The organism is Citreimonas salinaria, from assembly GCF_900107235.1.
In the GTDB taxonomy this organism is placed as follows: domain Bacteria; phylum Pseudomonadota; class Alphaproteobacteria; order Rhodobacterales; family Rhodobacteraceae; genus Citreimonas; species Citreimonas salinaria.
In genome coordinates this window covers 1-25,819 of record NZ_FNPF01000025.1, presented here as the reverse complement: position 1 = coordinate 25,819, position 25,819 = coordinate 1, and the positions used below count along the sequence as shown (strand labels likewise).

26 protein-coding genes and 1 tRNA gene are annotated in these 25,819 nt (G+C 63.4%); 14 read left to right on the top strand and 13 right to left on the bottom strand.

The genetic code is table 11. The features are described from left to right. A partial coding sequence (locus BLW27_RS19090; RefSeq protein WP_143042372.1) for a transposase occupies positions 1–388 on the top strand: 388 nt, incomplete at its 5' end. Positions 389–722: 334 nt separating this feature from the next. Here BLW27_RS19090 and BLW27_RS19085 read toward each other — a convergent pair. The 5 genes from BLW27_RS19085 to BLW27_RS19065 form a co-directional block, all read right to left on the bottom strand. Then, entirely contained in the window at positions 723–1,448 is a 726-nt protein-coding gene (locus BLW27_RS19085; protein WP_143042371.1) for an MFS transporter, read from the bottom strand. Positions 1,449–1,614: 166 nt separating this feature from the next. Beyond that, positions 1,615–2,433: a fructosamine kinase family protein gene (locus tag BLW27_RS19080; RefSeq protein WP_089886116.1), complete on the bottom strand. Its 819-nt coding sequence runs from the start codon at positions 2,431–2,433 to the stop codon at positions 1,615–1,617. Then, positions 2,430–3,170: a CAF17-like 4Fe-4S cluster assembly/insertion protein YgfZ gene (gene ygfZ / locus BLW27_RS19075; protein WP_089886114.1), complete on the bottom strand. Its 741-nt coding sequence runs from the start codon at positions 3,168–3,170 to the stop codon at positions 2,430–2,432. Before ygfZ ends, BLW27_RS19080 begins: the two co-directional genes overlap by 4 nt. A 60-nt stretch (positions 3,171–3,230) precedes the next feature. After that, positions 3,231–4,988, bottom strand: coding sequence for an ABC transporter ATP-binding protein (locus BLW27_RS19070; RefSeq protein ID WP_089886112.1), 1,758 nt, complete (start codon positions 4,986–4,988; stop codon positions 3,231–3,233). Further along, complete coding sequence (locus tag BLW27_RS19065; RefSeq protein ID WP_089886111.1) at positions 4,988–5,758, bottom strand: fused DSP-PTPase phosphatase/NAD kinase-like protein; 771 nt, start codon at positions 5,756–5,758, stop codon at positions 4,988–4,990. Before BLW27_RS19065 ends, BLW27_RS19070 begins: the two co-directional genes overlap by 1 nt. Before the next feature lie 170 nt (positions 5,759–5,928). Here BLW27_RS19065 and BLW27_RS19060 point away from each other — a divergent pair, with 170 nt between their 5' ends. Continuing rightward, positions 5,929–7,137: a pyridoxal-phosphate-dependent aminotransferase family protein gene (locus tag BLW27_RS19060; RefSeq protein WP_089886109.1), complete on the top strand. Its 1,209-nt coding sequence runs from the start codon at positions 5,929–5,931 to the stop codon at positions 7,135–7,137. A gap of 108 nt (positions 7,138–7,245) precedes the next feature. Here the strand turns inward: BLW27_RS19060 and BLW27_RS19055 are convergent, their stop codons facing one another. The 3 genes from BLW27_RS19055 to BLW27_RS19045 form a co-directional block, all read right to left on the bottom strand. Next, positions 7,246–7,485 carry a histidinol phosphate aminotransferase gene (locus BLW27_RS19055; RefSeq protein ID WP_177178004.1) on the bottom strand — a complete coding sequence of 80 codons (240 nt, stop codon included), beginning with the start codon at positions 7,483–7,485 and terminating at the stop codon, positions 7,246–7,248. Positions 7,486–7,629: 144 nt separating this feature from the next. After that, the gene (locus BLW27_RS19050) at positions 7,630–8,751 is read right to left on the bottom strand and encodes a pyridoxal phosphate-dependent aminotransferase (RefSeq protein WP_089886107.1); all 1,122 of its coding nucleotides are present in this window, start codon (positions 8,749–8,751) and stop codon (positions 7,630–7,632) included. A 39-nt stretch (positions 8,752–8,790) separates the two neighbouring features. After that, positions 8,791–9,426, bottom strand: coding sequence for an NAD(P)-dependent oxidoreductase (locus BLW27_RS19045; RefSeq protein WP_089886105.1), 636 nt, complete (start codon positions 9,424–9,426; stop codon positions 8,791–8,793). A 126-nt stretch (positions 9,427–9,552) separates the two neighbouring features. Here BLW27_RS19045 and BLW27_RS19040 point away from each other — a divergent pair, with 126 nt between their 5' ends. Next, positions 9,553–10,872, top strand: coding sequence for a lipoprotein-releasing ABC transporter permease subunit (locus BLW27_RS19040; RefSeq protein ID WP_089886103.1), 1,320 nt, complete (start codon positions 9,553–9,555; stop codon positions 10,870–10,872). After that, positions 10,865–11,551, top strand: a complete 687-nt coding sequence (locus BLW27_RS19035) for an ABC transporter ATP-binding protein (RefSeq protein WP_089886101.1) — start codon at positions 10,865–10,867, stop codon at positions 11,549–11,551. Before BLW27_RS19040 ends, BLW27_RS19035 begins: the two co-directional genes overlap by 8 nt. A gap of 17 nt (positions 11,552–11,568) precedes the next feature. On the opposite strand, the gene BLW27_RS19030 is transcribed toward BLW27_RS19035, so the two are convergent. Continuing rightward, positions 11,569–12,054: a hypothetical protein gene (locus tag BLW27_RS19030; protein ID WP_089886099.1), complete on the bottom strand. Its 486-nt coding sequence runs from the start codon at positions 12,052–12,054 to the stop codon at positions 11,569–11,571. A 265-nt stretch (positions 12,055–12,319) separates the two neighbouring features. Between BLW27_RS19030 and BLW27_RS19025 the strand changes: the two genes are divergently transcribed. Beyond that, on the top strand, positions 12,320–12,727 hold the full coding sequence (locus BLW27_RS19025; protein WP_089886097.1) for a c-type cytochrome: 408 nt from the start codon (positions 12,320–12,322) through the stop codon (positions 12,725–12,727). Positions 12,728–12,734: 7 nt separating this feature from the next. On the opposite strand, the gene BLW27_RS19020 is transcribed toward BLW27_RS19025, so the two are convergent. Then, complete coding sequence (locus BLW27_RS19020; RefSeq protein ID WP_089886095.1) at positions 12,735–13,322, bottom strand: TetR/AcrR family transcriptional regulator; 588 nt, start codon at positions 13,320–13,322, stop codon at positions 12,735–12,737. 79 nt (positions 13,323–13,401) lie between these two features. Here BLW27_RS19020 and BLW27_RS19015 point away from each other — a divergent pair, with 79 nt between their 5' ends. From BLW27_RS19015 to BLW27_RS18995, 5 genes are all read left to right on the top strand, one after another. After that, the gene (locus BLW27_RS19015; RefSeq protein ID WP_089886093.1) at positions 13,402–13,707 is read left to right on the top strand and encodes a hypothetical protein; all 306 of its coding nucleotides are present in this window, start codon (positions 13,402–13,404) and stop codon (positions 13,705–13,707) included. Positions 13,708–13,807: 100 nt separating this feature from the next. Further along, on the top strand, positions 13,808–15,097 hold the full coding sequence (locus tag BLW27_RS19010; RefSeq protein ID WP_089886092.1) for a homoserine dehydrogenase: 1,290 nt from the start codon (positions 13,808–13,810) through the stop codon (positions 15,095–15,097). Between the two features lie 116 nt (positions 15,098–15,213). Further along, on the top strand, positions 15,214–16,179 hold the full coding sequence (gene glpX, locus BLW27_RS19005) for a class II fructose-bisphosphatase (protein ID WP_089886090.1): 966 nt from the start codon (positions 15,214–15,216) through the stop codon (positions 16,177–16,179). 22 nt (positions 16,180–16,201) lie between these two features. Further along, positions 16,202–17,944, top strand: a complete 1,743-nt coding sequence (gene recJ, locus BLW27_RS19000; RefSeq protein ID WP_089886088.1) for a single-stranded-DNA-specific exonuclease RecJ — start codon at positions 16,202–16,204, stop codon at positions 17,942–17,944. A 120-nt stretch (positions 17,945–18,064) separates the two neighbouring features. Then, positions 18,065–18,139 (top strand) — tRNA-Glu (locus BLW27_RS18995). Here BLW27_RS18995 and BLW27_RS22175 read toward each other — a convergent pair. Then, positions 18,099–19,661, bottom strand: coding sequence for a recombinase family protein (locus BLW27_RS22175; protein ID WP_425429308.1), 1,563 nt, complete (start codon positions 19,659–19,661; stop codon positions 18,099–18,101). The genes BLW27_RS18995 and BLW27_RS22175 overlap by 41 nt on opposite strands. Before the next feature lies 1 nt (position 19,662). Then, positions 19,663–19,935, bottom strand: a complete 273-nt coding sequence (locus BLW27_RS18980; protein ID WP_089886087.1) for a hypothetical protein — start codon at positions 19,933–19,935, stop codon at positions 19,663–19,665. Positions 19,936–20,622: 687 nt separating this feature from the next. Between BLW27_RS18980 and BLW27_RS20965 the strand changes: the two genes are divergently transcribed. The 4 genes from BLW27_RS20965 (at position 20,623) to BLW27_RS20950 (ending at position 24,264) form a co-directional block, all read left to right on the top strand. Next, positions 20,623–21,105, top strand: a complete 483-nt coding sequence (locus BLW27_RS20965; protein WP_143042370.1) for an ABC-three component system protein — start codon at positions 20,623–20,625, stop codon at positions 21,103–21,105. Further along, on the top strand, positions 21,105–21,632 hold the full coding sequence (locus tag BLW27_RS20960; protein WP_218141172.1) for an ABC-three component system middle component 5: 528 nt from the start codon (positions 21,105–21,107) through the stop codon (positions 21,630–21,632). Before BLW27_RS20965 ends, BLW27_RS20960 begins: the two co-directional genes overlap by 1 nt. Before the next feature lie 22 nt (positions 21,633–21,654). Next, positions 21,655–23,544 carry an ATP-binding protein gene (locus BLW27_RS20955; RefSeq protein WP_143042368.1) on the top strand — a complete coding sequence of 630 codons (1,890 nt, stop codon included), beginning with the start codon at positions 21,655–21,657 and terminating at the stop codon, positions 23,542–23,544. 123 nt (positions 23,545–23,667) lie between these two features. After that, positions 23,668–24,264, top strand: a complete 597-nt coding sequence (locus tag BLW27_RS20950) for a hypothetical protein (RefSeq protein ID WP_218141171.1) — start codon at positions 23,668–23,670, stop codon at positions 24,262–24,264. A gap of 60 nt (positions 24,265–24,324) precedes the next feature. Here BLW27_RS20950 and BLW27_RS20945 read toward each other — a convergent pair whose 3' ends face one another. After that, positions 24,325–24,987 carry a hypothetical protein gene (locus tag BLW27_RS20945; protein ID WP_143042366.1) on the bottom strand — a complete coding sequence of 221 codons (663 nt, stop codon included), beginning with the start codon at positions 24,985–24,987 and terminating at the stop codon, positions 24,325–24,327. Between the last annotated feature and the right edge of the window lie 832 nt (positions 24,988–25,819).

Below are 25,819 nucleotides of genomic sequence, written 5' to 3'. Positions count from 1 at the left end.
GGAAGACGAGCAGATCGGAACGGTCACCGCCGACGGCGCCTACGACACGCGCCGGTGCCACAAAGCCATCACCGACCGGCAGGGCACCGCGATCATCCCCATCCCCATCCGCAGGAACGGACGTCTTTGGAAAGAAGACTGCCCGGCTGCACGCGCCAGAAACGACACCCTGCGCGCCACCCGATATTACGGACGGGCATTCTGGAAAGGCTGGACGGGATACCACGCCCGCAGCCGGATCGAGGCGAAGATGCGATTCCTGAAATCCTTCGGCGATCGCATCATGGCCAGGGACCCCGACCGACAGACCGCCGAAATCCACATCCGCATCGCCCTTATGAACCGCTTCACCGCCCTCGGCACAGCCGATATCGTCCGCGCGGCATGACGTCAGTGGGGTAAGGGGCAGCCACGCCTCAGGCGAGATTTGTGCAACAACGCCCGCAGACATGAAAAGGCCCCGGCAGCGCCCAGCCCTTTGCGTTTCGTGTTGCGATTTGAGGTCCGAAGCTGTGAGCAGGCTCACCAATTAAAGGTACATGGCGAAGAGCAGTTCACGAAGATTTCTTCGGGAGTCACCAAGGCGATCCCTGGCGCAGCTTGCACGGCCGCTATGCGGGACAAAGCGGCCGTTTATCGATCGAGTGGGAGGGCACGCTTGTTTCGCTCCCAGTGTCGGCGCGAGCATCTACGCATGGGTCGCCAGACCGGTCATGCTGATCCTAACGCATTGTCTGCCGCGCGAGAAGGATCGGGAGGGCTGCGGCTGCCCCGAGACCAACCGCCCCAGCAATCCACGCAATGCCCACGCCTTCGGCCTCGCCGATCCAGCCGAGGATCAGCAGGCCGGCCATTGCGCCGAATTGCTTGAGAAGAGACTGGACCGACAGGATCGTTGATCGGCGATTGTCCGGCGCATGGGCGTGCCGGATGCTTATGGCGGGCGAGTCCGACAGCCCCAACACAACGGAGAAGAGCAGAAATGCTCCGATGAAACCGATGAGCGACCCTTGCAGGGCCAGTGCGATCTGACCAACGACGAGCGCCCCGAGAACCGCCGCGAGCAACGTCGCATGACGGCCTCCAAACAGGCGGCCAACCTGTCCGGCGAGGCTCGCACCCATTGCGATCGCCAGAAAATGTCCTGCCGTCAAAAGTCCCACCATAGCGGCAGCGCGTTCTGGATCGAGCATGGCTTGCAACATAGTGGGCCAGAGCACCTCGACCGGATTGGTGGCGAAGAGCATGAGGGTCAGGATCGCGAGGAGCAGAAGGAGCGCCCGGAGCGAGCTCGCGAGCCGTGCGCCGTCGCGGATCGTGCTCGGCACGGCGCGTATCTCGCGCAGCACGACCGCCCCGTTCAGGGGGCGGGCCGGTTCCCGGATCAAAAGAACTGTGTAGGCAAACACGACGAGTGTCAGCGCGAAGCCGGCCGTGGGCTCGACCACCGAAGCAGCTGCTCGGGTAGCCCGCAGCATCGTCAAAATGGGTTCGGAGCGGTCGTCCCAGGACCGTGGGCGGTTGTCGTCAGGCTGCAACCCGAAACGCAAAGGGCTGGCGGCAGCGCCCGGGGCCTTTCATCGTTCAAGCCCAGCATTCGGCGGTCCCAAGACGTCAGACGCCGGCTTCACCAAGCAAACGGTCCACCATCTCGGCGTAACGCTCTCCGTACAGGCGGTGATGCACCATCGCCGGCCAGAGCTGGTAGATCGGCCGCCGCGTCTCGGCATCCGGTTCGGCGGGGCCGTAGGCATCGGCGAAGGCAGGCTCGGGCGTGCCGAACAGCGCGAGCATCGCGAGGTCCACCTCGGCATGGCCGTAATAGCAGGCCGGGTCGATCATCACCGCGCCGCGGGCCGTGAACAGAACGTTTCCGCCCCACAGGTCGCCATGCAGGAGCGAGGCCGCCGGATGCGCGGGCAGCCGGTCGGGCAACGCCTTGCACAGCGTCTCGACCCGCGGTCGCAGCGGCCCAGGCATGTGCGGGACCTGCGGCAGCAGCCGGGCCTCGGACCAGAAATCGGGCCAGGTTTCGCGCGGACCGTTGTCGATCTGAACCTCGCCGAAGGCGTAATCCTCGATCCATCCATAGGTGGAATTCGTGCTGGCATGGATCGTCTTCAGCGCCGCGCCAAGCGATGCCCAGCCATCCGCATCGGGCTCGTCCGCGTCTTCCCACGCCAGACACAGCAACCGACCGCCCAGGTGCTCGACCCGCGCCACCTGGGCGCCCGCCAGGCGCATCGCCTCGAGCATGCGCGCCTCGGTGCCGACGAGCGGACCGCGCTTGCTCACCAGCTGCGTGCCATCCTCCAGCTCGACCCGCGCGATAGCCGCCAAGTCGCCTCCGGGCAGGGTGCGCACGCCGGCGATCGGGCTGCCGAAGACCTGCTCGACCTCGTCGCGCCAGGTAATTTCCGTGCGCCACCTCATGGCTGGTAATGCACGCGGGCCGGTCCGGCCTGCATGTCCCGTCCGGCTCGGTCGAAACGCAGATAGGCGATGCCGCGCCCCTGCGCCTGGCTGAAAAGCGCGCCGGCGGGCTTGTCGCCGGCGACGATCTCGGTGCCGACAGGGGCCTCGCCCTCGACCTCCACGGTGGTGAAGCCCTTGCGCAGCTCGGTCTTGTGGCGCATCCGGGCGGTCACCTCCTGCCCGACATAGCAGCCCTTGCGGAAATCCACGCCCGACAGGCGGTCGAACCCGGCTTCGAGAATGAAGGTGTCGGGCGACAGTTCGATCCCGCTGCGCGGAACGCAGGCCGCCACGTGCAGCGCGTCCCAGTCGACGTCCGTGTCGCCGGGCTGGCCATCATAGCCGCGCCATCCAAGGCTAGGATCGCGCGGGTCGGCGAAGGCGCCTTCCGGCGGTGCGCCCAGACCGCGGGTCACCTTGCGATCGGTCGCGGCGATCTCGACCTTCGAGCGCAGTTTGTACATGGAGAGGCGCTTGGCAACGTCTGCGGCCAGCGCCGTGTCCACGTCCAGCAGCACGGCATCGCCGTCCGGGAAGAGAAAGAAATCGGCGATGTACTTGCCCTGCGGCGTCAGCAGCGCCGCGTAGACCAGCCCCGCATCCAGCCGCGACACATCGTTGGTGACAAGGCCCTGCAGGAAGTCGCGCGCCTCCGGGCCGGATATGCGCAGGATCGTCCGGGTATCTTCTGACATGGGCACCCCCTTTGTCATCAATATAACCCGCCCGGCGCCCGCGAAACACCCCCAGCGGGATCAGTGGTCCGCGCCGTCCTCGAATTGCAGGCGGTAGAGGTCGCGATACGGCCCTTCCCGTGCGATCAGGGCCTCGTGCGTACCCTCCTCAACGACACGGCCGCCCTCCATCACCACGATCTTGTCGGCGCCGCGCACCGTGGCCAGCCGGTGCGCGATGACCAGCGTGGTGCGCCCGGCGCTGAGACGGTCCAGTGCCGCCTGCACTACTGCCTCGGATTGCGCGTCCAACGCACTGGTTGCCTCGTCCAGCAGCAGGATAGGCGTGTCGCGCAGCAGGGCCCGGGCGATCGCCACGCGCTGGCGCTGCCCGCCCGACAGGTTCGAGCCGCGCGGCCCGACGCGCGTCTCGAGGCCGTCTTCGAGCCGGGGAAGGAAATCCGTCACGTGCGCGGCTTCCAGTGCATCGTTCAGCGCCTTCTCCGAAACCTCGCGCCCCAGCACGATGTTCTCGCGCAGCGTCTCGTCGAACAGCAGCGCCTCCTGGCTGACGACGGAGATCCGCGCGCGCAGATCCGCAAGGCGCATCGCGGCGACCGGCACGTCGCCCATCAGGACATCGCCGCTGTCAGCCTCGACCAGCCGGGCCAGAAGGTTGAAGATCGTCGACTTGCCCGCGCCCGAGGGGCCGACCAGCGCCGTGGTCTTGCCGGCCTCGGCCAGCAACGTCGCGCCGCACAGGGCGGGCGCGGTGCCATATGTCAGGTGCACGTCGCGCAGGATGATCGGGGGCACCCCTTCGGGTGGTGGAACCGGGTTATCGGGGTCCCGCAGCCGCGGCGCCGTCTCGAGCATCTCCTTGATCCGCTCGATGCTGGCGGCGGCCACCTGCCAGACACCGCTCAAGGCGCCCAGTCGGCGCAGCGGTTCGAAGGCCAGGCCGATCGCGGTGAAGAAGGCCATGAAATCGCCGACCGTCTTCTCGCCCGACAGGATTTCCGAGCCGCCGTAATACAGCACGCCGACGAAGCCCAGGCCCGAAACGATGTCGATCAGCCCGGGAAGCGAGGCCTGCCCCAGGGCCGATCGCGTCTCGCGCCGGATCCGGTCGCGGGTCAGCGTGCGGTAACGGCGGGCTTGGTAGCGTTCCAGCGCGTTCAGCTTGACGGGGATGATGCCGAGGAACACCTCGTTCAGGCGGGTGGACAGCCGGGCGGCGATGTCGCGGGCTTCGCGCGCATTGCCGCGCACGAAGCGCTGAAGGATCATTGCCGGGATAACCAGAAGCGGCACGCCCACCAGCGCGACCAGCGTCCAGCGCCAGTCGATCGCCACGGCCACGCCGAACAGCGAGACAAGCGCGATCATGTCCCGGCCGGCACCGGTGATCAGCGTCGACCAGACCTTGCCGATCGCGCTCACGTCACCTTCGACCCGCTGGATCAGCGCGCCCGGTCCCTGTTCCTGATGAAATGCCGGGTCCTGCCGCATGAAGTGTTCGAGCATGTCCTGGCGCAGATCGCCCATCGACATCTCGGACACCCGTTTCAGCAGCACCTTCTGAAGCACTCCGGCCAAAGCCCGCGTGGTGAAGATCGCCATCACGGCGACCCCGACCCAGACCAGCGCATCCTCGCTGCCGCCGACGAAGACGTCGTCGAACATCGGCTTCATCATGTAGCTGAGAAGGCCGGCCGTCGATCCCTCGATGACCATGAAGACCACCGCGACGGACATGATGGGCCAGTAACGCCGCAGGTAGCCTCGCCACAGCCACAGGAACAGCCTCTGGGGCGGTCGCCGCGTCTCCGGGGGCATCACCGCCGCTGTCCGCGAGGCGGGTCGGCGTCGTCTTGAGCGGGCGCCGCTGCCGTTTCGCCCGACATCAGGGCGCGGGCCGTGTTCGACGGAAGCCACCGCGCGTCAAAGCCCTGCTGGATCACCTTGCTGGTGTACTCGGTGCGAATCCACTCCTCGAACCCGATCTCGGACAGTTTCCTGCGCGCTGCGAAAGTATCTAGGATATAGCCCTGCACGCCGGTCTTGGTGAACTCGAGGTGCACGTATTTCAACCCCAACTGCTTGCGCGCCTCGGTTACCGGAATGCCCTCGAACACCATCTGGTACATCGCCGCCACGAAACCCGCCCGGTCGGCTCCGGACTTGCAGTGGAACACCATCGGCTTCTCGGCCGCGCGTAGGGCGTCGATCACCGCGACGATGCGCTTGCGCGGCGCGGCGGTGCGCGCCCACAGTTTCACGTCGACCAGCGTCAGCCCCAGCGCCGCGCAGGTCTCCTTCTCGAACAGGTAATGAGCGAACTTGTCCTCGCCACGCAGGTTCACCACCGTCCGGATCCCCATCGCCTTGTACTTGCCGAAACGTGCGGTTGTCGGCTGGTTCGAGCGCCAGACACCCGGGGCGACCGGCCAGAAATTGGTCCAGAAGATCCGCAGGAAGGCATGGTCGAAGAGGTGATAGTGCAGCTGCGCCCAGCGTCGCGCGGCCGGGGTCGAGATGTCACGGCCCCAGGAGCGGCGAAAGCGCCGCTCGGCCGTGTCCAGCCGTGTCCAGAGTTTCGCCAGCATGCGCATGGCCCTTCCCAGTCCGCGTGTGGCGCTTGCCGCGTCCCGCATCAGGGGCGCATGTACGCGCTGTGTGTCCCTTAGGCAAGCACGGGGGGACGATTGACGCTGCGCGCGGCGCCGCTATCGTAGCGGCGATTTTCTAGCGCGCCCCCATCTTTCGGAGAGAGTTCATGAGCTTGGCCAACGGCCGTCCCTATCTGGCCATCCCCGGTCCCTCGGTCATGCCCGATGCGGTGCTGCGCGCGATGCACCGCGCCGCGCCCAACATCTACGAGGGCGAGCTGATCGGGATGATGCCCGAACTGGTGGCGGATCTGAAATACGTTGCGCGCACCGACGGTCACGTGGCGATGTACATCGCCAACGGTCACGGCGCGTGGGAAGCGGCGCTGGCCAACACCGTGCAGCCCGGACAGGCGGTGCTGATCGCGGCGACCGGGCGCTTCGGTCACGGCTGGGGCGAGATGGCGCAGGCCATGGGAATCGAAACCCAGATCCTCGACCATGGCCGGCAGGCTCCCGTCGACGCCGAACGGGTGCGCGCTGCGCTGGCCGCGGACAAGGGCCAGCGCATCAAGGCAGTGCTGGCCGTGCACGTGGACACGTCCAGTTCGGTCCGGTCGGACATTGCCGCGCTGCGCGCCGTGCTGGACGAGCTTGGCCACCCCGCACTGCTGATGGCCGACTGCATCGCGAGCCTCGCCTGCGACCGGTTCGAGATGGATTCCTGGGGCGCCGACGTGATGGTCACCGGCTCGCAGAAGGGGCTGATGGTCCCGCCGGGGCTGGGCTTCGTCTTCTTCAACGATCGCGCGGATGCAGTGCGCCGGGCGATGCCGCGCGTGTCGCGCTACTGGGACTGGTCGCCGCGGGCGAACCCCGAGATGTTCTACCAGTATTTCGGCGGCACCGCGCCCACCCACCACGTCTACGGATTGCGCGCATCGCTCGACATGATCCGGGCCGAGGGAATTGAGGCGGTCTGGACCCGGCACGCGACGTTGGCGCGGGGGATATGGGCCGCCGCCGAATGCTGGGGACAGGGCGGGCCGCTGACGCTGAACATCGCCGACCGGGCGCATCGCAGCCACGCGGTAACCGCAATGCGGCTGGGCGCGCCGCTGGGCGCGCGGCTGCGCGAATGGACGGCGCGCGAGTGCGGCGTGACGCTGGGCATCGGGCTCGGGATGAGCGAGCCGGATGACCCGAAGGGCACCGGCTTCTTCCGTTTCGGGCACATGGGACATGTGAACGCGCACATGATCCTGGGCCTGCTGGGCGTGGTCGAGGCCGGCCTGAAGGCGCTGGACATCCCGCACCAGGCCGGCGGGGTCGCAGCCGCCGCCGAGGCGCTGGTATCGCCGGCGCCGCAAGGTTGAATGTGCGCCGCAATGGCGGCAGCAGGCGAAACTAATGCGAAGCGGTGCGTTTTCGCGCCTGTCCCGCCGTGCCGGTGCCCAGCTGGGGCGTCCTCCTAAACGCCGCCCTTAGACACCGCCGTCGCCAAGGTCGATGCCGACCGGCCTGGGCGCGTTTTCCAACAACCGCCGCGCCCGCACCACGCCCGCGCGAGTAATGAGATGGTTCAGGGTGAAGCCAAGCACGACGACCGGAAACAACCCCCAATAGGTCCAGATCACACCGAAGATCCACATCAGGTTCATCAGGATGAGGACCAGGTTCGCGTTGGTGTAATCCTCGACCCGCTTGAAGTGACCGTCGTCCATCTCTCGCTCCGTCCGCGGCGGCGCGCACGCGCCCGATCAGGGTGATAACCGGGGCAGCATCGCTCGGTTCCGCGACCCCATGCGGTCAACTTCGGGGAAACGGACTTAGATTCGGTTAAAGCACGGGGACAAGCCGCGCGCCTGTCAACCGCCTTCGGATGTCCCCTGAGCGGCGGCCAGCGCCTCGGGCAGGACCTCGGCCAACACGTCCAGATCGTCCGGTTTGCCCGCCGTCACGCGGATGCAGCGATCGAGCGGGGCGACCCCCGGCATGCGCACGAAGACTCCGCGCGTGATCAGGGCGTCCAGCACCGCGCGGGCGAAAGCACCGTCGCGGCCGCAATCGACGGCGACGAAGTTCGTGGCCGAGGGCAGGGTGCTCAGGCCGTGGTCGCCCGCGATGGTGGCGATGCGCTCGCGCGCCTCGGCGGTCTTGCGGACGACCTCGCGCAGCCACAGGTCATCCTCGAGCGCAGCCAGAACCCCCGCCTGCGAGATACGGCTCATGGCGAAGTGGTTGCGGACCTTGTCGAACGCCTTGATGAAGTTCCACTCGCCCACGGCATACCCCACGCGCGCGCCAGCCATGCCGTAGCCCTTCGAGAAGGTGCGGAAACGGATCACGCGCGGGTCCTGCGGGTCGATCCGGGGCGCTGTGCCCTCGGGCGCGAACTCGATATAAGCCTCGTCCAGCGCCAGCACGCAGCCGTCGGGCAGGCGGTTCAGCGCGCTCTCGATGCGGGCGCCGGGGTGCCACGATCCCATCGGGTTGTCGGGGTTGGACAGGTAGACCAGCTTCGCGTCGACCTCGGCCGCACGGGCCAGCAGCGCGTCGATGTCCTCCACGTCGTCGCGATAGGGCACCTTGTGCAGCGTGCCGCCGAACCCGGTGACGTGGTAGTTGAAGGTCGGGTAGGCGCCGTCGGACGTGACGACCGCGTCGCCCTCGGTCACCAGCAGGCGCACGCAGTTCCCCAGAAGCCCGTCGATGCCGTCGGCCAGCACGATGTTCTCGGGGGTGCAGCCCATGCGCGCGGACAGCGCGTTCTTCAGGTCGAAGCTGGACGGGTCGGAATACATCCAGACATCGGCCGCCGCGTCCTGCATCGCGTCGATGGCGAACGGCGACGGGCCGAAGGCGCTTTCGTTCGCGCCGAGGCGCGCGCGAAAGAGCTGGCCCATGGCACGCTCCTGCACCTCGGGCCCGACGAAGGGCACGGTTTCGGGCAGGCGGGCGATCAGGTCGGGATAACGCGGTCCGGTCATGGCGTCAGGCTTAGCGCACCCCGCGCCGCGATGAAAGCGTCAGCGCGCCAGGACAGGCGCCGTGTGCACCGTGGACACGTCGTCCAGCGCCCGGACCACGTAGTCGGCCACATCGGCGCGGCTTATCACGCCCATGCGCCAGCTCGCGGGATCGACCAGCACCTTGTAGCGGCCGCTGCGCGCGTTCGACGTCAGGATCGTCGGGCGCACCAGCGTCCAGCGCAGGGACGAGCGTTTCACGATCTCCTCCTGTCGGGTCTTGTCACCGTAGACCTTCGAGAAGACCACGCTGTGCCCGATCTTCTCGACCGTGCTGAGTGCATTGAAGGAGTCGCCCGAGCCGATGCCGGTGACGCAGATCAGCCGGTCGGGCCCGTGCGCTTCCATCAGCGGCACCAGCGCGGCCGTCGAGTCCGAAAACAGCGTGATCTCGCGCCACATCATCGACAGGTCCGCCTTGATCCCCAGCGCCTGCACCACCGCGTCGACCCCCTCCAGCGCAGGGGCAAGATCGGCGGCCTTGGTGGCGTCGCCCGGCCAAGGCTCCAGCCCCGGCAGGGGCGTCATCTCGCCGGCGCTGCGGGAAAATGCGCGCACCTCGTGCCCTGCGGCAAGCGCTGCCTGCACGCAGGCCCGCCCGATGCCACGGCTTGCGCCGATCACCAGTATCTTCATCGTCCGATCCTTCCTTGTCCGCCGGGGCACGTTTGCCCGAATGTCCGCCGGGGCATGCTTGACCCCGTTCCGGGCGCGGGGCAGGGTCGCGCCGATCTTGACCCGCCGATATTACCCCGAGGCCGCATGACCGGATCGCCACCCCCCTTCGCCCCCTACGAGTGGATGATAGCCTGGCGCTACCTGCGGGCCAGGCGGGCCGAGGGTGGAGTGTCGGTGATGACCTGGATCAGCCTCGTCGGCATCACGCTTGCCGTGTTCGCGCTGATCGCAACGCTGGCGGTTCGCTCGGGGTTCCGGACCGAGTTCGTCGACACCATCGTCGGCGCCAACGCGCATGTCACCGTTTTCCACAGCCAGCGGGTCAACGAAGCCGGCCATACGGTGCGCACGATCGCGGACTACGACGCCATGGCCGAGCGGGTGCGTGCGGTGCCCGGCGTCTCCCGGGTGACGCCGCTGGTCAAGGGGCAGGTCATGGCCACGGCGGGCGGCCGCAATTCGGGAGTCGAGGTGTTCGGCATCACTCCCGAGGCGCTGGCCGAGATCCCGCGTATCGCCGACCCCGAGACGTCGCGCGGCGACCTTTCCGCCTTCGGTCGCCCGGCAGGGACCGCGGACGCGCCCGAGACCGTTGGCATCGCGCTCGGCTCGGGCGTGGCGCGCGAGTTGGGCGTCGAAGTGGGCGACAGCGTGCGGCTGATCTCGCCCGACGGGGTCCGGACCGCGTTCGGCGTCAGCCCGCGCGTCAAGGCCTACGACGTCGCCTACATCTTCACCGCCGGGCGCTACGACATCGACCGCACCCGCGCCTATATGCCCTTCGACGAGGCGCAGCTCTACTTCAACCGCGAAGGCGTCGCGGACGAGCTCGAGGTAACCGTCGAGGACCCCGAGGCCGTGGATCGCTACGCGCCTGCCATCGCGCAGGCGGCCGGGCAGAACGCCTTCACCTGGACTTGGCAGGAATCCTCGGGCGGCTTCCTGCGCGCGCTCGAGATCGAGGACAACGTGATGTTCGTGATCCTGTCGGTGCTGGTCCTGATCGCCGCGATGAACATCGTCTCGGGGCTGATCATGCTGGTCAAGAACAAGGGCCGCGACATCGGCATCCTGCGCACCATGGGCCTGACCGAGGGCGCGGTGCTGCGCGTGTTCTTCATCTGCGGTTCGTTCACCGGGATCATCGGAACGGCGGCCGGCGTCGTCCTGGGCTGCCTCTTCGCGATCTACATCGACCCGATCTTCGCGACGGTAAATTGGCTGTCCGGCGGCGGCGTCTGGGACCCGGCGATCCGCGGCATCTATGCGCTGCCGGCGGAATTGCAGCTGCGCGACGTGCTGTCGGCTGTCGCCCTGTCGCTGGGACTGTCTTTCGTCGTGACGATCTTCCCCGCCCGCCGTGCAGCGCGGCTCAACCCGGTCGAGGCGCTGCGCTATGAGTGATCCCGTCCTGCGCCTGACCGGCATCGAGAAGGTCTACAACCCCGGCGCGCCGAACGAGGTCCACGTGCTGCGTGGTGCCGACCTCACTCTGGTGCGCGGCGAGGTCGTAGCCATGGTCGCGCCCTCGGGCGCGGGCAAGTCGACGCTGCTGCACATCGCCGGGCTGCTGGACAAGCCAGATGCCGGACGCGTCGAGATCGGCGGCGAGGACGTGGGCGCGCTGCCCGACCGCCGCCGCACCGCGATCCGGCGCGGCGCGCTGGGCTTCGTCTACCAGTTCCACCACCTGCTGCCCGAATTCAGCGCGCTGGAGAACATCACCCTGCCGCAGCTTGCCAACGGCACGCCGCGTCGGCAGGCCGAGGAGCGGGCGATGGCGCTGCTGGGCTCGGTTGGCGTGGCCGAGCGCGCGCATCATCGCCCCGCCGCGCTGTCAGGGGGCGAGCAGCAGCGCGTCGCCTTCTGTCGCGCCATGGCCAATTCGCCGCGCGTGCTGCTGGCGGACGAGCCGACGGGGAATCTCGATCCCGAAACCTCGGACCGCGTGTTCGACGCGCTGATGCGGCTGGTGCGCGACACCGGCCTGTCGGCGCTGATCGCCACGCACAACCTCGAGCTTGCCGCGCGGATGGACCGCCGGGTCCGGCTGGAATCGGGCCGGCTGGTCGCGATAGACTGACGCCGCCCGTCGACGGGTTACTGCCAGGCCCGCATCGCGATCGGAGCGTTGGCGTGCCTGTGCGCCGCGTCTCGCAGCGTCGCATCGGATGCGTATCCTATGGCGTCGAGAATCGCGCGGGCGCAGGGGGCGAAGCCTTCGGTCCCAGTCGGCTCGGAAAGCTCTCTCCAGTCGACGGCACGCATCGGCCGTTGCGCCGCGCGCCGCCGTTCCAGTTCGGTCCCGGCAAAGGCGAAGACGGGAACGGCGATCAACTCGCGCCGCGCCGCCACGCATTCCCAAAGCCGGGTGCGCACCCAGTCGTCGAAGGGATCGGCCAGCACCACCGCGTCAGGGATCGCGCTGGGCCGGCAGCGCAGCAGGGCGCCTCCCGCGTCCACGATACAGCGGAACCGCCACAACCGGATGTTGGGCGACTCGTCGGCGACGGTTTCGCTGATGGCGGCACATCTGTCCTGGTCCCGCCCCACGAGGAACAGGTTCGTCTGTCTGGCTTTGTTCACTGCTCGAGCGCCTTTTTTCGCGCCTTGGATTTATGCTCCCAGTGATGCACGGAACTGGATAACAAAGCATTAAGCAGCGCCGGCAGACCCGTCTGCGCCTCTGCCCAGACCGGCCGGATTCCGCCCATGCGGGCTGGCCTTTCCGCGGGACCATTGGTGCGCTGCAACAGGCCTCGGATCGGCACGCGCCGGGCGGCGAAAACGTCTTGCGCAACGCGCGTCGCCGCGCCACCACGGACATGGCCGAACAGGAAAGGACCGAACGATGCGCGCGACCTGGATCATCATGGGGGCGGCCTTGGCACTGGGCGCCTGCACCGAAGAGGACATGCCCGGACCGCAGGATGGCCGGGCGCTCTACATGCAGCATTGTGCGGCGTGCCACGGTGCGGACGCCACGGGCAATGGCCCGATGGCGGCAAATCTCGACCCGGCGCCGGCGGACCTTACGCAGATTGCCGCGCGTAACGGTGGCACCATGCCGCGGGCCGAGGTCATGTCGATGATCGACGGCTATGCGCGCGGTACCGTGCCCCACGGCATGCCCGCCTTCGGCGAGCTTCTCGAGGGCGACCTGGTGCCGTTCGATTCCGGCGACGGGCGGCAGACGCCAACCCCGCGCAAGCTGGTGGCGCTGCTGGAATACCTCGAATCCGTGCAGACGACGAAATGAGACGGCCTCACGCGGCGACGGCCCGCCGTACCATATCCCAGTAGACGCCGGCGACCTCGTCGGCCGACAGCCGCCCGCCGGGGCGATACCATGTCGTGACGCCCGTCAGCATGGCGATCAGGCCCAGCGTGGCGATCTTGGTGTCGGCCATGTCGAACACGCCCTCGGCCCGGCCGGCGCGAAGGATATCCTCGAGCCGGTCCTCGTACGTGCGGCGCAGCCCCTCGATCACCTGGAAATGCGCAGGCTCGAGGTTGCGCAACTCCATGTAAGAGATGAAGACCGCGTCCGGCCGGTTCAGGTGAAAGCCGATGTGAAAGTGCACGAAGCGTTCCAGCCGCGCCAGCGCCGGGCCGCTCTGCTGCGCCGCGTCCAGCGCGTCCAGAAGCTCGGCCATGTGGCCCTGCAGCAGCGAGAACAGCAGCGTCTGCTTGTCCGGCGTGTAATTGTAGAGCGCGCCGGCCTGCACGCCGACCTCGGCAGCGATGCGCCGCATCGACACCGCAGCATAGCCGTGGCGCGCGAACAGCCGCAACGCGGCCTCGCGCACCCGCGGGCCGGTGATGTCCGAGTGGCTGCCCTGCGTCCTTGCCATGCAGCCACGATAACTGAACGAGCGTTCAGATCAAGCGGGCCGCTTGCCCACGCCGCCGCCATGCGGCACAACCGCATCCATGATGCGCGCGCTTCCCGCCATGCTGCTTTGCCTGCCGCTGTGGTCCTGCACCCAGTTCCCCGCGCTCGACGCGGTTCAGGATCCGGCCGTGGCCCGCGCGCCCTATCCCGAGTTCCTGCCGATCGACGTGCTGGCCGCCGATACCGCGACGCGGATCGAACCCGGCGAGGCGGCCCGGATCCTGAGCCGCGCCGAGCGCCTGCAGGACGGCGCAACAGGAGCCGGTGCCCCGGCGAGCGTCGAGATCGACGCTGAGCGGCTGGCCCGCCTTCGCAAACGGGCCGAGGAATTGCGCGCGCGCTGAGGCTTTCATTGCCGCTGCGGAAGGCGCGGGGCGTTGCACCTAGCAGCACTTGGCGATAACGGAAAGCGCGTCCATCCCCTCGCCCAAGGAGCCCCGCCTCATGTCCACTCCTCCCCTGCGTCTCGGCATTGCCGGGCTTGGCACGGTCGGCGCCGGCGTCGTCAAGATCGTCCGCCAGAAAGCCGCCCTTCTGGCCGAGCGCACCGGGCGCGAGATCGTTATAACGGCCGTCTCGGCGCGCAACCGCGACAAGGACCGCGGCGTGCCGATGGGCGACTACGCGTGGGAGGACGATCCCGTCACGTTGGCAACGCGCGACGACGTGGACATCCTGGTCGAGCTGATGGGCGGCAGCGACGGGCCGGCCAAGGCCGCGACCGAGGCGGCGATCGCGGCGGGCAAGGACGTCGTGACGGCGAACAAGGCGATGCTGGCCCATAACGGCCAAGCATTGGCGATGCAGGCCGAGAAGGCTGGCACCGTGCTGCGGTTCGAGGCCGCGGTCGCCGGCGGCATCCCCGTGGTGAAGGCCCTGACCGAGGGGCTGGCCGGGAACGAGATCACCCGGGTGATGGGCGTGATGAACGGGACCTGCAACTATATCCTGACGCGGATGGAGGATGGCGGGTTGTCATACGATGCCGCCTTCGCCGAGGCCGACGCGCTCGGTTATCTCGAGGCCGACCCCGACCTCGACGTGGGCGGCATTGATGCCGCCCACAAGCTCGCGATCCTGTCGGCGATCGCCTTCGGCACGCAGGTCGACTTCGCATCGGTCGAGCTGGAGGGCATCGGCGCGGTCAGCATCGACGACATCCGGCAGGCCGCCGACATGGGTTACAAGATCAAGTTGCTGGGCGTGGCGCGCATGACCGGCCGGGGGCTGGAACAGTCGATGGCGCCGTGCCTCGTGCCCGCGACCTCGCCGCTGGGCCAGCTCCAGGGCGGCACGAACATGGTGGTGATCGAGGGCGATCAGGTTGGTCAGGTCGTGCTGCGAGGCGCCGGCGCGGGCGAAGGCCCCACCGCCAGCGCGGTGATCGGCGACGTCATGGACATTGCGCGCGGGCTGCGCATCTCGACTTTCGGGCAGCCGGCCGCGCGGCTGGCGCAGGCGCGACCCGCCAAGGTGGCGACGCCGGCGCCCTACTACCTGCGCCTCGCGCTGCTGGACAAACCCGGTGCGCTGGCCAAGGTGGCGACCGCCCTCGGCGACGCGGGCGTCTCGATCAACCGGATGCGCCAGTACGACCACGTCGCCGACACAGCGCCGGTGCTGATCGTCACGCACAAGACCACGCGCGCCGCGCTCGACGCGTCGATCGAGGGCATGTTGCAGACCGGCGTGGTGGCCCGGCCGCCGGTCGTGCTGCGGATCGAGGAGGTCTGAGACCACGCCCCTGCGGGGCCTTCGGCTGCTGGCCATGCGGACCGTTGGCGCCACCAGCCTTGCCCCCCGCCGCGGCCCCGGGATAGACGGTAACAAACCGATTGCGAGGACGACCCATGAGCACCCCCGATTTCAATGACCGCATGCTGTCGCTGGGCCTGGCCCGCGTGGCCGAGCAGGCCGCAATCGCCAGTGCCGACTGGGTCGGTCGGGGGGATGAGAAATCCGCCGACCAGGCGGCGGTCAATGCCATGCGCGAGCAGCTCAACAAGCTCGACATCAAGGGCACGGTCGTGATCGGCGAGGGCGAGCGCGACGAGGCGCCGATGCTGTACATCGGCGAGGAAGTCGGAAGCGGCAACGGTCCTGGGGTGGACATCGCGCTGGACCCGCTCGAAGGTACCACGCTGACGGCCAAGGACATGCCCAACGCGCTGACCGTCATCGCGATGGGGCCGCGCGGCTCGATGCTGCACGCGCCCGACGTCTACATGGAAAAGCTGGCCATCGGCCCGGGTTACCCCGTGGACGTGGTCACGCTGGACATGGCCCCGGCCGAACGGGTGGCCGCGCTTGCGAAGGCGCGCGGCGCCGCACCGCGGGACATCACCGTCTGCATCCTCGAGCGTCCGCGCCACGAATCCATGATCGCCGAGGTACGAGAAACAGGCGCTTCCATTCGCCTGATCACCGACGGCGACGTCGCGGGCGTCATGCACTGCGCCGAGCCTCAGGTGACCGGGATCGACATGTACATGGGATCCGGCGGCGCGCCCGAAGGCGTGCTGGCCGCGGCCGCGCTGAAATGCATGGGCGGCCAGATGTGGGGTCGCCTGCTGTTCCGCAACGACGACGAGAAGGGCCGCGCCGCCAAGGCCGGGATCACCGACCTCGACAAGGTCTACACCCGCGACGAGATGGTCACCGACAACGTGATCTTCGCCGCGACTGGCGTGACCGGCGGCTCGCTCCTGCCGGGGATCAAGCGCGAGGTCGGCTGGCTGACCACCGAGACGCTGCTTATGCGTTCGAAGACCGGCTCGGTCCGCCGCATGACCTATCGCAATCCGGTCAAGGCCTGAAACCGTCGAGGGAGCGCACGCCTTGGGGTATCTCGGCGTCGCCAAGAGCCTGAGCGGCCGGCGCTGGGTCGGCCCCTCGGCCGAGGTCGAGCGCCAGGCCGAGTCGCTGCGCCAGCGCGGCGGTTACGCGCCCGGGCTGGCGATGGTGCTATCGCGCCTGGGCGTGCTTCCCGACGTGGCCGAGAACTACCTGAACCCGCGTCTGCGCGACTTGCTGCCCGATCCGCGCTCGCTGCGCGACATGGAGGTCGCGGCAACGCGGTTCCTGCAGGCCGTGGACCGCAACGAACGCATCGCGATTTTCGCCGATTACGATGTCGATGGCGGTGCGTCTGCGGCGCTCCTGATCGACTGGCTGCGCCAGATGGGGCGGCAGGCGACGCTCTACATTCCCGACCGGATCGACGAGGGGTACGGCCCGAACGAGCCGGCGATGGCCGAACTCGCGGGAACTCACGACCTGATCGTCTGCGTCGATTGCGGCACGCTGTCCCACGGCCCGATCGCGGCCGCGCAGGGTGCCGACGTGGTGGTGCTCGACCACCACTTGGGCGGCGAGACGCTGCCGGATTGCGTAGCCGTGGTGAACCCCAACCGTCAGGACGAGGATGGCGCCCTGGCGCATCTCTGTGCGGCGGCGGTCGTGTTCCTGATGCTGGTCGAGGTCGGCCGCCAGCTGCGCGAGGCCGGCTGCCGCGGCCCCGACTTGATGGACATGCTGGACCTCGTGGCATTGGCAACCGTGGCCGACGTGGCGCCCCTGAAGGGCGTGAACCGTGCGCTGGTCCAGCAGGGTCTCAAGGTCATGGCGCGGCGCGAACGGCCGGGGCTGGTGGCGTTGAGCGACAGCGCGCGGCTCGTCACCGCGCCGGGGGCCTACCACCTTGGCTACGTGCTGGGCCCGCGCGTCAACGCAGGCGGCCGCGTCGGCCGCGCCGACCTGGGCGCACGCCTGCTCGCCTGCCGCAACCCGCACGAGGCGCGGGCCATGGCAGAGCGGCTCGAGGAACTCAACGCCGAGCGGCGCGAGATCGAGGCCACCGTGCGCGCCGCCGCGCTGGCTCAGGCCGAGGAACGCGGCCTCGATGCGCCGTTGGTCTGGGCGGGCGGCGAGGGCTGGCATCCCGGCGTGGTCGGCATCGTTGCCGCGCGCCTGAAGGAATTGACAAACCGACCAGCCATCGTGATCGGCCTCGACGGGGACGAGGGCAAGGGCTCGGGCCGCTCGGTGGCCGGTGTCGATCTGGGTGCCAGCATACAGAAGCTCGCGGCCGAGGGGCTGCTGATCAAGGGCGGCGGGCACCGCATGGCCGCGGGTCTGACCGTGGCGCGCGACCGGATCGAGGAAGCCATGGTGCGGCTGACGGACCTGTTGGGCCGCCAGGGCGCGGGCGAAGGCGGTGCCGCCGACCTGCGGCTTGACGGAATGCTGATGGCGGGCGCGGCGCAGATTGACCTGGTCGAGGCGCTGGAGCGCGCCGGGCCTTTCGGCCAAGGCTCGCCGGCGCCGCGCTTCGCCTTCGCCGATCTGCGGATCGCGTATGCGAAAGTGGTGGGGCAGGGGCACCTGAAGGTGACCGCCGACGACGGTCTTGGCACGCGACTCGATGCGATCTGCTTCGGCGCGATGGACGGCCCGCTCGGCTCCGCGATGATGAATCACGGCGGCGCGCGCTTCCACTTGGCCGGCAAGCTCGACATCAACGAGTGGAACGGCCGCAGAACCGTGCAGCTTTGCGTCGACGATGCTGCTATACCCGCGTAACTGGCTGGAAAAGCCTGAAAAAATCGCTGACTTGGGAATGTGCTGCGCGGCGGCAAGAAATCGGGATTTTTCGCTTGCAAGCCCCCGGCGTATTTTCTAGAACGCGCTCACTGACGGTTTGGCCCGTTCGTCTATCGGTTAGGACGCCAGGTTTTCAACCTGGAAAGAGGGGTTCGATTCCCCTACGGGCTGCCATTTTCCCATCAGCGCCTGTCGCGTCTGCTAAGGCTTTGTAAGGAAAGGCCGTTTGCGGGGTTTGAAACCCTGTTTCGGACGTAAACTGAAGCGGGCCCTGAAACGCGAGCCTGAGGACCGCTATGCGGGCCGCATGATCACCCTTTTTCCATATTTTTGAAGGGCTTGCCAAAAGAGCCATGGAGAGTTCGAACGCTTTCTCAAATGGCAGTTTTGGAACTGCGATTCTTTGAACACGATCTTCGATCCGAAGCTTCTCACACTCCAAGTCTGTGATCTTTCGTTCGTAGGCGTTCCTGACCGCTAGGTTCTCGGTCTCTACGATCTGCCTAAGGAACCTCTCGATGTCCTGTTGGACTGTAGTAAGACGCTTCCTTAGCTCCCCTCGGGCTGAGGACATACACCGCTTGCGTGCCTCCCATGCGTCGCTGAACATCCGCGCAGCGACTTCCATTACTCTTGCCTCCGGTTCGATGGATTTCATAAGGGCTATGAACTGCTTCTCAAGATTTGTTTTCGAGATGTGGCGATACTTCATAGCACAGCCAGATTTGCGGCAATAGTAATATGGGTACCGGCGGCCTGTCTTGCTTCTAGACCAGCAGGCAGTCAGCAGACCTCCACATTCCCCACACTCTACAAAGCCGCGTAAAGGAAAATCTTCGCTCGCATCAATCCTAACTGAGCCATATGCACTTTCAGTCAGCCTCTTTTGGATTCGATCGTACATCTCAACGGAAATCAGTGCTTCGTGATTTCCCTGACGAATATCCACGCCCCACTCCTCCCGACCTACCAAGCCAGCGTATAAAAAGTTAGATAAAATAGCTTTTATATGATCCTGTTTGAAGCGGGCGGCTTTGCTTCTCTCGAACACTGGGTGGGAGTTCAGAAACCGCGTTACCTCAGCCTGTGACTTCAGTCTACCTGTCGCGAACCCCTCAAGAGCTTCCCGGATGACAGGCCCCTCCACTTCATCGGCTATCAAAACTTTGCCAAAGCCCTTTTGGGAAACAGCTCGGTAGCCAGTTGGTGCGCGAAACGGCCAATAGCCGTTAAGCAAACGTCCGCGCATCCTGTTGTGAGTCTGCTCGCTATTCTTTTGGCGATGATGTTGCGACACTGATGCGAGAAGATTCTCAACTAAGACCGCATCAGAGTCGTCGCCGAAGGAAACGCTTGGGCTTTCCAACCTCGCTCCGGCCCCTTGCAGGCTAGCACGCATCGCGAGGTGGGCCTCTAGTCCCCGCGCAAGCCTAGAGATGTCGTCAATTAGGACGACATAAGATGCCGATTTGTCATTGTTTACGTGGCTAATTAGCTGCGTCATGCCGGGCCGCACAAGGGAGCTTCCGGAAATATCATCGAAAAAAACGGCTACAACTTGATATCCTTTACTATGAGCAAACTCACGACAGCGAGCTTCTTGACTCTTAAGCCCATGGCCTTGAACCGTCTGTTTGTGGGACGATACCCGGCAATATATCAGCGCAAGTGTCTCGGTCAATTTTTCTTGTCCCATTTTACCCTCCAAGCTCGGTGAAATTGTCCGCTTGGGGCGTGGTGTTTTCTATGGTGTCCGCTGGATGTACGCCAAACCCCAGTTCAACGAGAGAGACGATGATGCTCCACAGCGCTTCTAGAAACTGCCTCCTGAATTCTGGATCGAGAGAGGGATCATCGAGCAGAGCCTGATAATTCTCCGTGTCAATCTCGAACGATCCTTGGCGGGCGTGCCGCTTTTGGGAAAGCTGCTGTTCGGGTGTATCTTCAAACTCGGAAAGATTAATAAACATGCGAACCTCCTGCCTGCATACTTCGCTTATCTAATGAGGCGCTGGCTCGAAGGGCAAGCACCTGTTTTGGCTCCCAATTCTTAATTTAGCACATCGTCAGTTATTCGGACAACGTTGCCAATCTGAGTTGTACGTTTCCAATATCTTAGATTTCCACGGCAAGAATAAGTGACACGAAAAAAAATTCTGATTCACTGAGATATCCCGCAGTTGCTTGCGCAGTTCTTCCGAAATCACAGACCGAATCACGTTCTGGAAGAGCGCGGAGCGGTCCCTTCATCCTCGTCGCGTTGAAGTTGCCGATGCAGTGGCTACGGGAAGAACTTCTCGAGATTGTCGAGGGGGACGAGCCTCTAGTTTCGCTTCCCATAGGGGCGAGCAATGGGTGTCTTCCGAGCGTCGGAAGTTGGCGGTGCGGAGGCCCGTTGCACACACTGCGACCGAGCTAACGACGGCCTGGCACGTAGGGGGTGCACGTACAGAAGAGGCCTCACTGCACAGGCGACACTCATGGGTCGAGGCGTGCTCGCCGTCATGCTGCTCTTCGCAAGAGTAGCCACTGGAAGATCGCTGCTCTCTTTAGGGCAATGCAATCCTTGCAAACACCCATGGGTACCATATGCTGCGTGCACAGCCAGAAGTGGTAGAGGAAACCCTTGTGCCACCAAGTGTAGAAGAGGCGCCGAGTTGACAGAGTTTTCGCAAGTCCCGGGGCTTCTTGATCGCCTTGATAAAGAAATCTCACAAGGCAACGCCTGCGTCGAGGGGTTCATCGACGATCTTCAAATGTTTCAGGACAGACGCAGTTCAGCCAAGCTAGTTGGACTTCAAGAGAAACTGAAAGATGCTGAGCGCGAAGACCAATTGGAAAGCGCTCAAATGAAGAAGGAGCTCTTTGCAAAGCTTCTTGTAAAGATGCAGCACTACCCCTCGGCTCAGAAGATATTCGCGCTCTTTTTGGCCCGTATTAACGATGTGTTTGAGAATCATATTGTTCCTCATGTTTCATCGCTTGATCGACAGAAGGTAGATGAGATCATTGAGGAGCGCATCATTCAACCAACGTTAAAAGATATGGGCTCTGGCTTTGAGCACTTCACCATAAATCACGCGCACATCCGAGGAATGATCTACTGGCTCGCTGATCGATGCTATGTAAGGTGGAGCTGATGTTTTCTCTCGCATACACGCCGGCATACGATCCTTACCACACCTTCTTCAGATTTCTGGTTCTTTTGACGGCTTCCGAGGGCCAGTCGCTTGGCTACCGTTCAATCAGAGCGGCGGACTTTTTCTTTTGCTTTCCTTGGTCACTCAAGGATGTCAGGGCGCCAAGGGACATCGAGGGGTTTGCCCGGAAGCGCAATGCGCTTCTTAAAAAATATCCAAAGTCAGGGTATGATAACATACCAAGCTCCAGACTGGTTTTTGAAAGAATGGAGATGATCCAAGCTACCGCTGTCAGCGCATTGGCTGGAGCGGGAATGATAGATGCCGATTCCGTTGCGTCTGAACGACTGATTCTAAATGAGGAACGCGTACCAAAGCAATTGAAGAGCTCTGTGCGAAATGCTTCTGCAAAGGCGCCTGACTTGGTCGAGTTTCTTGCTGTTACGCTTCCAAAGATCGACGAACTGGGCGCAGACGGTATCTTGGCGCGTACTGGATTGGGGGAATACACCTATGACGTTGTTTAGGCCGAATTTGCAGGTTTCCGACTTGACCATTTTTCGCCGAGGGCGGGAGGTTTATTCGGAGAGATATCATGCTGGTCTGAACATTATTCGCGGAGAGAATAGCTCCGGCAAATCTACGATCATGGATTTCATTTTTTACGGGTTGGGTGGTGATCTGCTTGAGCATCAGTGGCGTGAATCTGCGCTCCTTTGCGACACGGTTACAGTAGGTGTCAAGCTCAATGGCAGAGATGTAACGCTCCAACGGGATGTTGAGCAAAAGGCTTCTCAGCCAATGAGGATATTCTTCGGACCGTCTGGTGATGCGCTAAATAGCAGCGGCACCGGTTGGGAACGATATTCCTTTCGAAGAGGGAAATCCGAAAGCTTCTCACAAGTGATGTTTCGTCTCCTAGGGCTGCCAGAAGTCCAATATGGGGAGGCGAATACCAAAATCACTATGAACCAAGTACTAAGATTGCTTTACTCTGACCAACTGAGCTCAGTTGAGAAGCTGTTTCGTAACCAGCCATTTGATGATGCGATAACGAGACAAGCCGTCGGGCACCTCCTTCTGGGCGCATTTAGCGAAGACTACTATGCGGCCAAGTTGAACCTTAAAGCCTATGAAGCTCAAATAAAGGATGTGATCTCACGGATCGCCGCCTTGACCCGGATGCATGGGCGTGATGGCCACCCCTTAACTGAAGAATGGGTTCAACAAGAATATGTTCGGTTGCAACGCGAGCTTGATGCTCTGAATAAACAGATTGAGGCCATTGAAGAAGAAGTGTTTTCTGCTCAGTTCGAAGACAGACTTTCCCTTAATGACCAGAAAGAGACTTATGCGCGAGTACGATCGCTTCAAGCTGAGATTGGTGAAACGAGAGAAAAGCTCGACTACCTTGAGTTGGAAGCGGCGGACTCTGATGAGTTTATATCGTGGCTTACTAAGAAGCTGGATGCGTTACACGAATCCAAAATGGTTTTGGATGAGTTGAACGCTCTCAGCTTTGAGTTTTGTCCCGCTTGTTTTGCACCCGTTGAGGGTACTGAAGTTGAGGGCGCGTGTTCACTGTGCAAGCAAGCTTCAGAAAAAAGTCAAGTTAAAGAAAGAGCGCTTCGACTGATCAACGAATACGCTCGACAAAAACAAAGCTCGTTGGACCTTCAAACAGATCGCCAGAGGCGTATCTCGGATTTGAAGGCGGAGCTCGTAAAGCTCACTGAACTGTGGGAGCAAGCCGGTCGCCACTACACCGTTTCACTACGCACTCCTACGACTGAACTGCGAACCAAACTGAGGTCATTGAATAGAGAGGCCGGGTACGCGCAGAGAGAGCTGGAGGAGCTCGCAGCGCGCAAGTCCGTTGTCGCAGAACTAAAGGAAGCACAGCAGCAGCGGGATGATCTACAGAAGAAAATAGATCATGTGAAAGCTATAATAGAAACATCAGAAAAACGTGATCGAAGCCAGATATCCTTAGCTAGGCGCGCAATAGAACTGGAGGTATTGGATTTCTTGAGGAGGGATTTGGAGAGGCAGTCAACGTTTGTGAATGCTGACTCAGTTAACTTTGACTTCGACGGAGACCGGATAAACGTCAATGGTGAGTCATTTTTCTCCGCTAGTTCCATGGTGTACTTGCGAAACAGCTTTATTGCGTCGTTCGCCGTGGCTGCTGCCAACCAAAGTTCATTTTCACACCCTCGATTTCTTCTGATGGACACCATTGAAGATAAGGGAATGGAGCCTGAACGCAGTAGGAATTTTCAGAGATTGCTCCATGAGAAATCCTCTGCGGCAGCGTCTGAAAATCAAATGATTATTGCTACCTCAATGATTGCGCCTGAGCTGGATGTTCCTGAGATTACTGTGGGTGATTTCTATACGCACCAAAACCGAACTTTGAAAATATCTGGCGCGGGGTGATTCATTTTGTCAGGTAAACTGTCAGAAGACGGCGAGAGGTGGGAGCCGGAGGCTTGGCGCTTCCGAACGTTTAATTGGCATCAGTTGCGGGGGTTTGGTCAGAGTGTACCCGCCGCGATCACAATGAGCACACCATTCGTTGGATACATGATCCTCTATCACGCACAAATTGGGGAATATCTCGGAGGTCTGGGAGGTCTACTTGAACAGCAGTCTGAGCAAGGTCGTTGCTCCCCTTGGATGGACTTTTCAACGCGTCTTAACCTAACCTATTTAGGCCTTTTGCTTCTTGGTATCGGTACAATCGTTTACAAGATATGCGCCCCCAGCATTGTCAAGCGTGCGCGTGATATCAATGAGTATGTGGTGGAAACAATCGATAATGTGTCTGCTCTAAATTTGCGATCTATGTTTGCGACCATACGTTCGCGAAGGCCACGAGTGGCGACGTCTTTCCTCCAGCGAGCGCCTTGGTTGGATCGAGAAAAGAGCCTCAAAACTGCTTCTGACGCACTCAAAAGGGATGATGATAGTCAGATCAAGATTGATGTCTTGAGGAGCTTCTACACCGTTCAGAATCGGAACACTTCGCGCTTGGCTGTGTATTTTGTGTTTGTTTTTTATTCTGTCGGTTTTGCGCTTTTGGCTTTCCCGAGCTTAGCATTCACCGGCAGGGTGATATGCGTAGTGGCGTTCGATATAGGAATTTTTGCACCGTGATCTGCTGAACTTGGGTGAAATCTCCGCTTTTCGCGATGGTCGGCAGGCTAACCTCGTTCGCTATGAACGAACGTCCTTATGCTCATTGCGTTCGTACTCGTGACGAAATCTAAGCGCGGCTTCGCGACAGGGAGGGCGACGTGCATAGCCAATCATCACAATCTGCGCGTGTCCCCCTTCATTTTTTAGCCTGTCGGTCGGATGAAAAGTAGGCCTCCCAACGCGCCAAATCATCGAGCAGGGAGTTCGAAGTCTCACCCGGAATGCCTGCCACTTACCCACCTTACCGTCTGAAACTGCGGCGTGTTTGTTGGCAAATGTGCCACTGCTGGACGCTGCTCGTACTCTTTGGTCCAGCCGCGTCTGCTCGACGCGATCGAAACCGCTTTCGACGAGCTTCGCACGATTGAAATCCCGGGTGTAAGGAACTGAGGACTTGGCGTCCGAATGCAAAAGATGTGCCGCGATCTCGTACACCGATGCGCCGGCTTCCACGAGCTCATGAGCGGCGCGCTTGCGGATGCCGTGCTGGGACCGCGTCGCTTTCAGTTCCTTCGTGCCGTCAGGCCCCACGATCTCCCGCGACAATTCCGCTCCGATGATCCATTTGCGGTTCCGGTTGACGAGCGCGCTGGAAGACGCAAACGGCATGCCCTTCTTCGTCGTGAGAAATGCAACCGGATGCAGATTGTGCCGCTGGAGTTCTTCAGCGAGTTCATGCATGATCGATACTTCGACGCGCTTCGAGCCGGCATTCTTCGGCTACCAGCAGAGATAGGCGCGGTCACCTCGCAGGACGATGTTGCACGGTCCGATGTCGAACGTGTCCCCGATCCGGCCGTCGTATCCTGATGCTGAGACCGGGTGAGTCTTTCGGGAAACCACGGTCCTGGCCCGATCGACAAGCGGCTTCAAGGGCTTTCAATACTTGTTCGGCCGCGCCCGTGCGGGGCCCATACAAATCAAGAATATGATTGCAGGCTTCGGCAGGGAGATTGGCCTTATAATTGCCGAGCCGGTTTCTGCCCTTCTTGACATCGCAAGCCTGCTCAAGCGCAAGAGTGCGGCCGGAGATCGTCGCCTCTGACAGTCCCCTCTGACGCATGGCTTCGCAGTATTTTAGCTGCTGTCGAGAAAGCCTGGGCGGACCCGAACAGGCTTTTGAAGCTCATCCAGAACATATTGCTCGCCAGCGCGGGCCGCCAGGTATGGCTCGAAGTCAGATGACCCTCCGAAGTATCGATTCTGGGCTCGATCATCTGGACGATCCCGAAGCCGCATATCCGGCGCTGTATCTGACGCGGCATGCTCTGGAATAGTATCTAAAAAGGCTAGTTCCGGACTGGGAGGCACGCCGCGACCATGGCAAGACCGGCACCACATCGATTATCTCATCGACATCATGCGAGACCGCCTGGCGTAAAAATATGATGTCGGCGAGATCACGGCGCGGACGTTGCGCACCAGGGGTTGGCTGTCGAGAAGGGCATCGCCGTCAGCCTGCGGACGGTGGAGCGGGCGGTCGCGCCGTCGCGGCAGGACCTCCGGGCGGAAG

Bases quoted from the DNA above. Each gene is read 5' to 3' on its own strand.
- BLW27_RS19080 (WP_089886116.1), bottom strand. From the start codon at position 2,433: ATGAGGTGGCGCACGGAAATTACCTGGCGCGACGAGGTCGAGCAGGTC.
- ygfZ (WP_089886114.1), bottom strand. From the start codon at position 3,170: ATGTCAGAAGATACCCGGACGATCCTGCGCATATCCGGCCCGGAGGCG.
- BLW27_RS19070 (WP_089886112.1), bottom strand. From the start codon at position 4,988: ATGCCCCCGGAGACGCGGCGACCGCCCCAGAGGCTGTTCCTGTGGCTG.
- BLW27_RS19065 (WP_089886111.1), bottom strand. From the start codon at position 5,758: ATGCTGGCGAAACTCTGGACACGGCTGGACACGGCCGAGCGGCGCTTT.
- BLW27_RS19060 (WP_089886109.1), top strand. From the start codon at position 5,929: ATGAGCTTGGCCAACGGCCGTCCCTATCTGGCCATCCCCGGTCCCTCG.
- BLW27_RS19055 (WP_177178004.1), bottom strand. From the start codon at position 7,485: ATGGACGACGGTCACTTCAAGCGGGTCGAGGATTACACCAACGCGAAC.
- BLW27_RS19050 (WP_089886107.1), bottom strand. From the start codon at position 8,751: ATGACCGGACCGCGTTATCCCGACCTGATCGCCCGCCTGCCCGAAACC.
- BLW27_RS19045 (WP_089886105.1), bottom strand. From the start codon at position 9,426: ATGAAGATACTGGTGATCGGCGCAAGCCGTGGCATCGGGCGGGCCTGC.
- BLW27_RS19040 (WP_089886103.1), top strand. From the start codon at position 9,553: ATGACCGGATCGCCACCCCCCTTCGCCCCCTACGAGTGGATGATAGCC.
- BLW27_RS19035 (WP_089886101.1), top strand. From the start codon at position 10,865: ATGAGTGATCCCGTCCTGCGCCTGACCGGCATCGAGAAGGTCTACAAC.
- BLW27_RS19025 (WP_089886097.1), top strand. From the start codon at position 12,320: ATGCGCGCGACCTGGATCATCATGGGGGCGGCCTTGGCACTGGGCGCC.
- BLW27_RS19020 (WP_089886095.1), bottom strand. From the start codon at position 13,322: ATGGCAAGGACGCAGGGCAGCCACTCGGACATCACCGGCCCGCGGGTG.
- BLW27_RS19015 (WP_089886093.1), top strand. From the start codon at position 13,402: ATGATGCGCGCGCTTCCCGCCATGCTGCTTTGCCTGCCGCTGTGGTCC.
- BLW27_RS19010 (WP_089886092.1), top strand. From the start codon at position 13,808: ATGTCCACTCCTCCCCTGCGTCTCGGCATTGCCGGGCTTGGCACGGTC.
- glpX (WP_089886090.1), top strand. From the start codon at position 15,214: ATGAGCACCCCCGATTTCAATGACCGCATGCTGTCGCTGGGCCTGGCC.
- BLW27_RS22175 (WP_425429308.1), bottom strand. From the start codon at position 19,661: ATGGGACAAGAAAAATTGACCGAGACACTTGCGCTGATATATTGCCGG.
- BLW27_RS18980 (WP_089886087.1), bottom strand. From the start codon at position 19,935: ATGTTTATTAATCTTTCCGAGTTTGAAGATACACCCGAACAGCAGCTT.
- BLW27_RS20960 (WP_218141172.1), top strand. From the start codon at position 21,105: ATGTTTTCTCTCGCATACACGCCGGCATACGATCCTTACCACACCTTC.
- BLW27_RS20950 (WP_218141171.1), top strand. From the start codon at position 23,668: ATGAGCACACCATTCGTTGGATACATGATCCTCTATCACGCACAAATT.
- BLW27_RS20945 (WP_143042366.1), bottom strand. From the start codon at position 24,987: ATGCATGAACTCGCTGAAGAACTCCAGCGGCACAATCTGCATCCGGTT.